The sequence below is a fragment of the Mesorhizobium sp. M7A.F.Ca.ET.027.02.1.1 genome (assembly GCF_004022985.1).
GTDB lineage: Bacteria > Pseudomonadota > Alphaproteobacteria > Rhizobiales > Rhizobiaceae > Mesorhizobium.
Map to the genome: position 1 here is coordinate 1 of NZ_RZOL01000223.1, position 9,953 is coordinate 9,953.

Consider the following 9,953-nt stretch of genomic DNA (forward strand, 5'->3'; position numbering starts at 1 on the left):
TCGCTACTCGCTACTCGCTACTCGCTAAAAACTTCCGCGCCACGTAAAGGCTGATCGCCGCGGCATTCGACACGTTGAGCGAATGGATGGCGCCGGGCATGTCGAGCCGCGCCAGCGTCGTCACCGTCTCGCGGGTCTTCTGGCGCAGGCCCTTGCCTTCGGCGCCCAGCACCAGGGCGATCTTTTCTCCGGCAAAGCTCTTTTCGAGTTCGGCCGGCGCGTCCGAATCAAGCCCGATGGTGCGAAAGCCGGCCTCGTGCAGCTGGCCGAGCGCGTCGGCGAGGTTCTTCACCTCGATCTGGTCGATGTGCTCCAGCGCGCCGGAGGCGGATTTCGCCAGCACGCCCGATTCCTGCGGGCTGTGGCGGGCTGTGGTGATCAGCGCGCCAGCGCCGAAGGCCACCGCCGAGCGCAGGATGGCGCCGACATTGTGCGGGTCGGTGATCTGGTCGAGCACCAGCACCAGCTTCGCGTCACCAAGCGCATCGAGCCGCTTGGCTTTAAGCGGCTCGGCCTCGATCAGCACACCCTGATGCACGGCATCCGACCCGGTGATCTTGTCGATGTCCCTGGGTTCGACCAGTTCGGTCTTGAAGGGCAGGGCGGCGAGATCGGCGATTTCGAGGCGCTCGGCCGCATTGCGCGTCACCAGCATCTTCCTGATCTTGCGGCGCGGATTGTCGAGTGCGGCACGCACCGTGTGCAGGCCGTAGAGCCGCACCAGGCCATCCGCGGCATTTTCGCCCGGCGGAACCGGCTGTCGAGCCCGGAATGCCGGCGCGCCGCCGCTTTTCTCGTCGCGATAGGCGCGGCGCAGCTTGGCGTAATGGGTGTCTTTGGGGGTGTTGGTTTTGTCGCTCATGGCTGGCTTCTATAGCGGTGTCCTCCGGCCAAGGATATGGCCTGTCACTACAGCCGGCGAACAGAAACGAAAAACCATGGTTGCGCGGTTGACACCCAATGGGCTTGCCGCCATAAGGCGCTGCGCTGGTTTCGGAGAACACATAACTCGGGTCCGGATCGGCGTGAATGCCTCGTTGCATGGCTCCGGCGGCAGACTGGAGAGGTGCCCGAGTGGTTAAAGGGGACGGACTGTAAATCCGTTAGCTTAGCTTACGTTGGTTCGAATCCAACCCTCTCCACCACTGCCGGCCCGGAAGCCCTGAAACGTAACAAGAATCGGACCGAAAAGTGCATGGCGCTTTTCGGATGAATCCGGTACTTCAGGAACGGCGCGGGTATAGCTCAGTGGTAGAGCAGCAGCCTTCCAAGCTGAATATGCGGGTTCGATTCCCGCTACCCGCTCCAGACACTCATCCCATCCGGCAAATCGAAACACTGCGCACGAGGCGCAGCGCTCCAATTGTGGTGGCTGCGCCGCGTCAGCTGTTGAACGCGGTGGCGACCTGGTGCTGCTGCGGCACCTGGCCGTTCGGCGTCAGTCTGTCGACGATGCCGGGCAAGGCGGTGGACAGTTGTTTGAGCAGTTCCTGCTCGTCCAGCCCGGTCCGTTGCGCGATCTCGCGAATGATCTGCGGTCCGATCGCGGCGCCAAGATCGTTGGCGTTGATCGGCTGGTTCTGCCCGGTGCCGACCCAGGAGTCGGCGGCATTGCCGTGGCCGGCATTTCTGAGCTTGTCGAGCAGGCCGCCCAATCCGCCAGCCAGGCCACCATCGGCGGATGTGGTTTCCGTCGGGACGGGGGCGGTCGGAGCGGGCGCGGGAGACTGCTCTGGCTCTTCGGCATTTCTGCCGCTCAGCATCTTGCCGACCAGCAATGCGCCGAGCGCGATCATCAGGGGTTTGGTGATGTTGCCGCCGGGAACGGCATTGTCAAAAAGTCCCATCGTGGATCCTCCATAGCGAACAAGGCCCGACCCCTCCTCGACAATGAAGCATTCGGGCGGAATTTCAAGCTGGCTTGAGGTTTTGACAATCCTATGAAAATGTTCGGCTGGCGAGGGGATGGAGAGGAAAAAATGGGTATCATCAGCTGGATCATTCTCGGCGTGGTCGCCGGCTTCATCGGCAGCAAGATCGTCAACAAGACCGGCCAGGGTGTCGTCATGGATATCGTACTGGGCATCGTCGGCGCCATTGTCGGCGGTCTGATATTCAGTGCCTTCGGCGCGTCAGGCGTCACCGGCCTCAACATCTACAGCCTGATCGTTGCCGTCATCGGCGCGGTGGTCGTTCTGTGGGCTTACCATCAGTTCAGCGCAAGGCGGACGCTTTAGGCGCCTGCGGATCATCTGAGGTTTCGAGTTTCTGAAGGCGAGACCGGCTTGAGGCCGGTATGCTCAGAGTGGCTTGCCTATGGCATCGGGGCGGCGAAAAGCAGCAATGAAACGAGGCTAGGCGACGACGGCCAGCCGGCGCTGACGCTGATCCAGCGAGACGATGGTCAGCCCGCTGCCGACGACCAGCAGAATGCCGCAAATGGCCAGCGCGTTGGGGAACTGCCCGAACACCAGCAGGCCGGAAATGACCGCCCAGACGGTGAAGCAATAGTAGAACGGCGCCACGGCGCTGGTCGGTCCGATGCGATAGGCCATGAAGATGAAGAAATGGCCGAAGATCAGGAAAAATCCAGCACCGGCCATCAGCAGCAGGTGATGTGCCCCGGGCATGACCCAGCGCTCTGAAACCAGATGCGCGGCGCCGGCGCCGATCAGCACCACCACGACGGCGGAAATCGCCACGATCATCCCCGGCACCTCGGCCGCGACCCGCCGGCCGGCAAGGTCGCGCGCCGCCGCAAATGTGGCATTGCCGAGCGCCAGCAAGGCGTAGACCGAAATGCCTTGCATGGTCGGCTGCGCCACCATCAGCGCTCCGACGAAGCCGAGCCCGATCAGCGCCATGCGCCGGCCGCCGATCCGCTCGCCAAACAGGATCGAGGAGCCGACCAGCATCAAGAGCGGCGTGATCTGGCCGAGCGCGGTGGAATCGGCGATCTGCATGTTGGCGAGTGCGACCACATAGCAAAGGATCGCCGCCAGCTCGAGCATGTTCCGGCTCAGGACGCGCTTGTCGAAGATCCGCGGGATCTGCTTGCCGTAGCCCAGCGCGAACAACAGCGGGAAGCCCCAGAGTGCTGCCGCGGCACCCCGCAGAAACAGCACTTCGTAAGACGGCAGGCCAGCCGTCGCGAGCTTCATCATCGTGTCGTTGACGAGATACGACCCCGTCGAGACGATCATGAACAGCGGGCCGCGGATAGAGGCAGGGATGAAATGCATCCGGACACAAGATCAGAGGCGGGTGGCGGCGGCAATGGTCCATGGCCTGGCCATGATTCAGACAGGGCCGGGCAAGCACGCCAGCGCTTTCGCCGCCTCGATCGGTCGGCCCGCTACCCCTTCATTTTGCCCAGAGCCTTCCTATATCAGCGTCATATCCCCGCAATCGGATCGATGGTTCGGACTGAGTGAGACGGCACCCGGCCAAAAGACGCTTGTGTTTTTTGGCCTTTGTCGCTAATCGCCCCGCATTCGACTGAACTGAAGGTCTTCGACCGAACTGAAGATCCGGGCCGTCCAAGGAAAGAGACAATGGCCAAAGGTAAATTCGAGCGTAACAAGCCTCACGTGAACATCGGCACGATTGGCCACGTCGACCATGGCAAGACGTCGCTGACGGCGGCGATCACCAAGTATTTTGGCGAATACAAGCGCTACGACCAGATCGACGCCGCCCCTGAAGAAAAGGCGCGCGGCATCACGATCTCGACGGCGCATGTCGAATACGAGACGGCCAACCGCCACTATGCTCACGTCGACTGCCCCGGCCACGCCGACTATGTGAAGAACATGATCACCGGTGCCGCGCAGATGGACGGCGCGATCCTGGTCGTGTCGGCTGCCGACGGCCCGATGCCGCAGACCCGCGAGCACATCCTGCTGGCCCGTCAGGTCGGCGTGCCGTCGATCGTGGTGTTCCTGAACAAGGTCGACCAGGTCGACGACGCCGAGCTGCTCGAACTGGTCGAGCTCGAGGTTCGCGAGCTTCTGACCAAGAACGAGTTCCCCGGCGACGACATTCCGATCGTCAAGGGTTCGGCGCTGGCTGCTCTGGAAGATTCCGACAAGAAGATCGGTGAAGACGCGATCCGCGAGCTGATGGCTGCGGTCGATGCCTACATCCCGACGCCGGTTCGTCCGCTCGACAAGCCGTTCCTGATGCCGATCGAAGACGTGTTCTCGATCTCGGGCCGCGGCACGGTCGTGACCGGCCGCGTCGAGCGCGGCGTGGTCAAGGTCGGCGAGGAGCTGGAGATCATCGGCATCCGTCCGACGACCAAGACGACCTGCACGGGCGTCGAGATGTTCCGCAAGCTGCTCGATCAGGGCCAGGCCGGCGACAACATCGGCGCGCTGCTGCGCGGCGTTGATCGTGAAGGTGTCGAGCGCGGCCAGGTTCTGGCCAAGCCGGGCACGGTGAAGCCGCACAAGAAGTTCGTGGCCGAAGCCTACATCCTGACCAAGGACGAAGGTGGCCGTCACACGCCGTTCTTCACCAACTACCGTCCGCAGTTCTATTTCCGCACGACCGACGTGACCGGCATCGTGTCGCTGCCGGAAGGCACCGAAATGGTGATGCCGGGCGACAACATCACGGTCGATGTCGAGCTGATCGTGCCGATCGCCATGGAAGAGAAGCTGCGCTTCGCCATCCGTGAAGGCGGCCGCACCGTCGGTGCCGGCATCGTCGTCACCATCAAGGAATAATCGAGCCCGGCATTCGCCGGATCGACAAGAAAAGGGCGGTCTTCGGGCCGCCCTTTTCTTTTGCGGGGCTATCGGTTGCGGCCCAGTCGGCCGAACCCTGTTGCAAGGCTCCGGGCCTCGACTAGTATAGGTTGCATCGAGGGGCTTTTTTCAAATGGTTCCAAGGCGGTTTTTCCATCGTCGGGCATTGTGGCCGCTGGCTCTGACCTGGCTGCTCGCATTGCTTGCCGCAGGCCCGGCAGCCTTTGCGGCGGATGCGGCGCCGGATCTTGGGCCGACGATGCGGTTCGTCATCGTTCGCAGCAACGCACCGGGGTGCGAGCCGATCTGCCCGGAATGGATATCGGCCGAGGGCTCGATAGAAGCCGGCACGCCGGCACTCTTCAAACGCATGCTGAAGACGCTTGGCGGCCGGAAACTGCCTGTTGTCGTCGATTCTCCCGGCGGCAATGTCGAGGCGGCGCTGACGCTTGGCCGGCTGATCCGCAAGAACAAGTTCGATATCGCCATCGGCAAGACGGTGTTTTCCAGCTGCCAGCCCGGTGCGAAGGGGTGCCAGGACCGTGACGCCCGCTACTTCGGCGATGTCATCGACTATGGCGCCATGTGCAATTCCGCCTGTCCTCTGATGTTTGCCGGCGGTATCAGGCGGGTGGCCGGCGAATGGGCCTATCTCGGCGTCCATCAGATCACCACGACCTACATTCGTACGAAATTGCAATACCGGACCACCTACCGCGTCGTGGGGGGCAAGAAGAAGATCCTCAACACAAAGATCGTCAGCCGCAAGAACGCCGGCAGCCACAAGACCTACGAGATGAGCAAGTCCGTGGAGAAAAAGCTGGCAGCCTACCTGAAACAGATGGGCATCGAACAAAGCATGCTCGAAACGATGAAGGGCACCCCGGCCAGCGAAATCCACCAGATCGCCCTCGACGACATGCTGGCGATGAAGCTGGTCACCAGCACGGACGCTGTGGGCCTGTTGACCGCGGCAAGCCTGTGCGAGCCCGGTCGCCTGGCCGCGAATTGCCGGGAAATGCCGGGGAACAAGCCTGACGGCCTGACGGCGACCGCGGACAAGTCTGCTCCGCCGGCGATCGAACCCGAGGCGGCGCGGCGCGATGAGGACATGCGCTTCGTTGTCGTTCGCGGCACCAATCCACTCTGCAATCCAGACTGCCCGGAATGGATCTCGGCAGAAGGCGCGATCACCCCCCGGACCCCGCAGAAGCTGCGCCAATTGCTCGCCATGCTTGGCAAACGGCAACTGCCTGTCGTGATCAGTTCGAGGGGAGGCGACCTGCTCAGCGCCCTGGCGGCAGGACGGCTTATCCATGAAAAGAAGCTCGACGTCGCCGTTGGCCGCACCGATTTCGTCGGCTGTGACCCAGGAGCGTGGAATTGCCTGGCCAAGGAAGGCGCCTATGCCGGGCTGAGCATCGATGCGGGCGTGGAGTGCGATTCGGCCTGCGCGCTGATGCTTGCCGGCGGCATCAGGCGGCTTGTCGGTCCCCAGGCGCGACTTAGCCTCTACCCGATGGGGCAAAAGCAGATGGTCAAGGCCTATCTCGAGGAGATGGCGATCGGTCCCGCCCTGTTCGCAGCGATCGAGCGGCGCTCGGTCGAGCGCCGGCTGGAACCCGGCATGATGCTGAAGGTCGGCCTGACGACCGGCCTGCAATCGGTCGACGCGCTGACCGGTGCCACCATTTGCGAGGCGGTGCCAAGACCCGAGAATTGCCGGATCCGGCCTTCCGCCAATGCCGAGGCTGACGCGCCGGCCAAATTGTAGTGTGCGGCGGAGCCGGAAACTGGCCATCGAGGCAGATTGAGCCGCTTCCAATTCTTCCGCTATCGTCGCTGCTGGCGCCAGGCAGGCGGAGGATCGATGCCAGCCTGGGTTGGGGCGTGCCGGGCGGCCCCTATAAGCCACCGGGTACGAAACCATGACCGGCACGAAGCGTATCGGGCGCAGGCATCCGGAATAACGCCACAAATAGGGCGGAATGCTGCACTGGCCTGCAGCCGTGAACGGTCGCGAGATGCTGCTCGCCCATCTTCCAAGTGGCTATATTCTCGGAACGTTCATGCGCAGGCAGTGGCCTGGCAGCCCGGCTATCGTCGGGGCCGCCATAGTCGGCAGTGTCATCCCCGATATCGATATGCTGTATTTCCATTTCATCGACGGCGGACGCCCCCACCATCACTCCTATATGACGCATTGGCCGCCGTTCTGGGCGGCCGCAGGGGCGCTGTCGTTGCTATTCGTCAGCTGGCGCGCCCGCTCGTATCTGGCAGCCACGGCTGCCTTCTTTGCCGCCGCCATGCTGCATATGGTCCTCGATACGCTGGCGTCGCCGATATTGTGGCTGATGCCATTCGATCGGCGGGCGTTCGAACTCGTCACTGTACCGGCGGACTTCAGCAATTGGGTGCTCAGCTTTTTGCTGCACTGGACGTTCGCATGCGAACTCCTGATATGCGGCTGGGCGCTTTGGCTTGCACGCGGGCGACCGCAGCCTGCCACGAATGCCGCTTGAGGACGCTCCACATCGAAGAGGGCAGGCGACGTCTCTCTCAATCACGCCACCGCGCGCTGGCGACTTCAGGCCGGAGCTTGGGATCGACCCGGATGGCCTTGTCGGGATTAAGGCGCGTTTGCTTGCAAACCGCTCTTTACAGAGCGTGCGGAAGCTTTTAGGAAGCGCCTTCTGCGCCGACATGCGCACGATACGGGCATAGCTCAGTTGGTAGAGCGGCGGTCTCCAAAACCGCAGGTCGTAGGTTCGAGCCCTGCTGCCCGTGCCATTTCTTGGAATGGCATTCAACGCAATGTTTCGCCGTTTCGAAATGGCGTTTCAAAGCGATATTTCCATGGCCTGGCCTTTGAAAATCGGCGACCCGCTTGCCATGTAGGGTCGATTGGGGCATAAGAGCGCCATAGCCGGGACGGAACGACTGGATGGTTCCGAGGCGGTGTTTGGTCATAAAGCGGAGACTTGCCACTTGCGTGGATCAAGAATCGGTTTTATGTAGACGAAACAGACACGCGACGCGTGGAGCTGGGAAACCGGCTTTACGGGTCTGATTTGCATGGGCGAAATGATTGCGCTGATTCGGCGCGAGATTGGGCTCAGGCGGCACGTCCCGGCCAGCGGGATCATCCAGGAGACCCGGCCAACGGGTCTTGAAGACAGAGCGGCATATGGCTTCGAAAACCACAAATCCTTTCGTCTTTCTCCAGCAGGTTCGCGCGGAGACCGCCAAGGTGACTTGGCCGTCGCGACGCGAAACGATGATCTCGACGGTGATGGTTCTGGCCTTCGCAGTGATCGCGATGATCTTTTTCTTCACCGCCGATCAGCTCATGGGCCTTGCGGTCGAACAGATTCTGGGCATCGGACGCTAAGTCCGGCGATTACGGAGAAGTCTTGAAATGACCGCGCGCTGGTACATCGTCCACGCTTATTCGAACTTTGAAAAGAAGGTCGCCGAGGATATCGAGAACAAGGCCAAGCAGAAGGGCCTGTCCGCCGACATCCACCAGATCGTGGTTCCGACCGAGAAGGTCGTCGAAGTTCGCCGCGGCCGCAAGGTCGATGCCGAGCGCAAGTTCTTCCCGGGCTATGTGCTGCTGAAGGCCAATTTGACCGATGCGGTGTTCTCGCTGGTCAAGAACACACCGAAGGTCACCGGCTTCCTGGGCGACTCCAAGCCGGTGCCGATCACCGAGGCGGAAGCCCAGCGCATCCTGAACCAGGTCCAGGAAGGCGTCGAGCGGCCGAAGCCTTCGGTCACGTTCGAGATCGGCGAAGCGATCCGCGTTTCGGATGGTCCCTTCGCGTCGTTCAACGGCTTCGTCCAGGAAGTGGATGAGGAGCGTGCGCGGCTCAAGGTGGAAGTTTCGATCTTCGGGCGCGCCGTGCCCGTCGATCTGGAATTCGGACAGGTCGAAAAGGGCTGATCCGAAATCCCTGACGCCGGTTTGGCGATCAGGGGAGGCGGCGCGGAAGCGTGCGGCCTGAGACGGTGGGAGGCGAGTGCGGCTTTAGCCGGCTGCGCGAACCGCACCACCAGACTGCAACCGCCGGCATGACCGGCATAGACAAAGGCAGGAAAAGAGATGGCTAAGAAAATTGCAGGCCAGCTCAAGCTCCAGGTGAAAGCGGGATCGGCGACGCCGTCTCCCCCGATCGGCCCGGCGCTTGGTCAGCGTGGCATCAACATCATGGAATTCTGCAAGGCGTTCAACGCGCAGACCCAGGAAATGGAAAAGGGATCGCCGGTTCCGGTCGTCATCACCTACTATCAGGACAAGTCCTTCACCTTCGTCATGAAGACGGCGCCGGTGAGCTATTTCCTGAAGAAGGCGGCGAACCTGACGTCCGGTTCCAAGGAGCCGGGCAAGGTCAAGGCCGGTACGGTTTCGCGTGACAAGGTCCGCGAGATTGCCACCGCGAAGATGAAAGACCTGAACGCAAACGACGTCGAAGCGGCCATGCGCATGGTCGAGGGCTCCGCCCGCTCGATGGGTCTGGAAGTGGTGGGCTAAGATCATGGCAAAGATTGCAAAGCGCGTATCGAAGACCCGCGAAGGCATCGATCCCAACAAGGCTTATGCCCTGGGCGATGCGCTGAAGCTGCTCAAGGACCGTTCCTCGGTGAAGTTCGATGAGACCATCGAAGTCGCCATGAACCTCGGCGTCGACCCGCGCCATGCCGACCAGATGGTCCGCGGCGTGGTCAACCTGCCGAACGGCACCGGCCGCTCGGTGCGTGTCGCCGTGTTCGCCCGTGGCGACAAGGCCGACGAAGCGCGCGCCGCCGGCGCCGACATCGTCGGTGCCGAGGATCTGGTCGACATCGTCCAGAAGGGCACGATCGATTTTGATCGCTGCATCGCCACGCCGGACATGATGCCGCTCGTCGGCCGTCTGGGCAAAGTGCTCGGCCCGCGCGGCATGATGCCGAACCCGAAGGTCGGCACCGTCACCACCGACGTTGCCGCCGCCGTCAAGGCATCCAAGGGCGGTGCCGTCGAGTTCCGTGTCGAGAAGGCTGGCATCGTCCATGCCGGCGTCGGCAAGGTCTCGTTCGACGTCAAGGCCCTGGAAGAGAACATCCGCGCCTTCGCCGATGCGGTGACCAAGGCAAAGCCGACTGGCGCCAAGGGCAACTACGTCAAGAAGGTGTCGGTCACCTCGACGATGGGCCCGGGCC

At 62.3% G+C, this 9,953-nt stretch carries 11 protein-coding genes and 3 tRNA genes; 11 read left to right on the forward strand and 3 right to left on the reverse strand.

All coding sequences use genetic code 11. From position 1 onward, the window contains the following. Positions 1 to 10 precede the first annotated feature (10 nt). Positions 11 to 862, reverse strand: a complete 852-nt coding sequence (gene rlmB / locus EN749_RS22260; RefSeq protein ID WP_127810312.1) for a 23S rRNA (guanosine(2251)-2'-O)-methyltransferase RlmB — start codon at positions 860 to 862, stop codon at positions 11 to 13. A gap of 198 nt (positions 863 to 1,060) precedes the next feature. On the opposite strand from rlmB, the gene EN749_RS22265 reads away from it, so the two are divergent. Then, positions 1,061 to 1,145: transfer RNA gene (locus EN749_RS22265), tRNA-Tyr, on the forward strand. Positions 1,146 to 1,234: 89 nt separating this feature from the next. Then, positions 1,235 to 1,308, forward strand: a tRNA-Gly gene (locus EN749_RS22270). 74 nt (positions 1,309 to 1,382) lie between these two features. On the opposite strand, the gene EN749_RS22275 is transcribed toward EN749_RS22270, so the two are convergent. Continuing rightward, a complete protein-coding gene (locus tag EN749_RS22275; RefSeq protein WP_127322983.1) occupies positions 1,383 to 1,847 on the reverse strand; it encodes a YidB family protein in 465 nt (154 codons plus the stop codon). Positions 1,848 to 1,979: 132 nt separating this feature from the next. On the opposite strand from EN749_RS22275, the gene EN749_RS22280 reads away from it, so the two are divergent. Then, positions 1,980 to 2,237, forward strand: a complete 258-nt coding sequence (locus EN749_RS22280; RefSeq protein WP_127322984.1) for a GlsB/YeaQ/YmgE family stress response membrane protein — start codon at positions 1,980 to 1,982, stop codon at positions 2,235 to 2,237. Positions 2,238 to 2,354: 117 nt separating this feature from the next. On the opposite strand, the gene EN749_RS22285 is transcribed toward EN749_RS22280, so the two are convergent. Continuing rightward, positions 2,355 to 3,242 (reverse strand): DMT family transporter, encoded by an 888-nt coding sequence (locus tag EN749_RS22285; protein ID WP_127396092.1) that lies wholly within the window; start codon positions 3,240 to 3,242, stop codon positions 2,355 to 2,357. A 312-nt stretch (positions 3,243 to 3,554) separates the two neighbouring features. On the opposite strand from EN749_RS22285, the gene tuf reads away from it, so the two are divergent. The 8 genes from tuf to rplA form a co-directional block, all read left to right on the forward strand. Beyond that, a complete protein-coding gene (gene tuf / locus EN749_RS22290; RefSeq protein WP_013531404.1) occupies positions 3,555 to 4,730 on the forward strand; it encodes an elongation factor Tu in 1,176 nt (391 codons plus the stop codon). Positions 4,731 to 4,884: 154 nt separating this feature from the next. Beyond that, the gene (locus EN749_RS22295; protein ID WP_128363981.1) at positions 4,885 to 6,525 is read left to right on the forward strand and encodes a hypothetical protein; all 1,641 of its coding nucleotides are present in this window, start codon (positions 4,885 to 4,887) and stop codon (positions 6,523 to 6,525) included. 250 nt (positions 6,526 to 6,775) lie between these two features. After that, entirely contained in the window at positions 6,776 to 7,273 is a 498-nt protein-coding gene (locus tag EN749_RS22300; protein ID WP_128363982.1) for a metal-dependent hydrolase, read from the forward strand. Positions 7,274 to 7,465: 192 nt separating this feature from the next. Then, positions 7,466 to 7,541: transfer RNA gene (locus EN749_RS22305), tRNA-Trp, on the forward strand. Between the two features lie 397 nt (positions 7,542 to 7,938). Then, complete coding sequence (gene secE, locus EN749_RS22310) at positions 7,939 to 8,142, forward strand: preprotein translocase subunit SecE (RefSeq protein WP_013531408.1); 204 nt, start codon at positions 7,939 to 7,941, stop codon at positions 8,140 to 8,142. Between the two features lie 27 nt (positions 8,143 to 8,169). Next, the gene (gene nusG / locus EN749_RS22315) at positions 8,170 to 8,697 is read left to right on the forward strand and encodes a transcription termination/antitermination protein NusG (RefSeq protein WP_013531409.1); all 528 of its coding nucleotides are present in this window, start codon (positions 8,170 to 8,172) and stop codon (positions 8,695 to 8,697) included. 159 nt (positions 8,698 to 8,856) lie between these two features. Beyond that, a complete protein-coding gene (gene rplK / locus EN749_RS22320) occupies positions 8,857 to 9,285 on the forward strand; it encodes a 50S ribosomal protein L11 (protein ID WP_013531410.1) in 429 nt (142 codons plus the stop codon). Between the two features lie 4 nt (positions 9,286 to 9,289). Continuing rightward, on the forward strand, positions 9,290 to 9,953 hold a 664-nt coding region (rplA, locus tag EN749_RS22325), incomplete at its 3' end, for a 50S ribosomal protein L1 (RefSeq protein ID WP_128363983.1).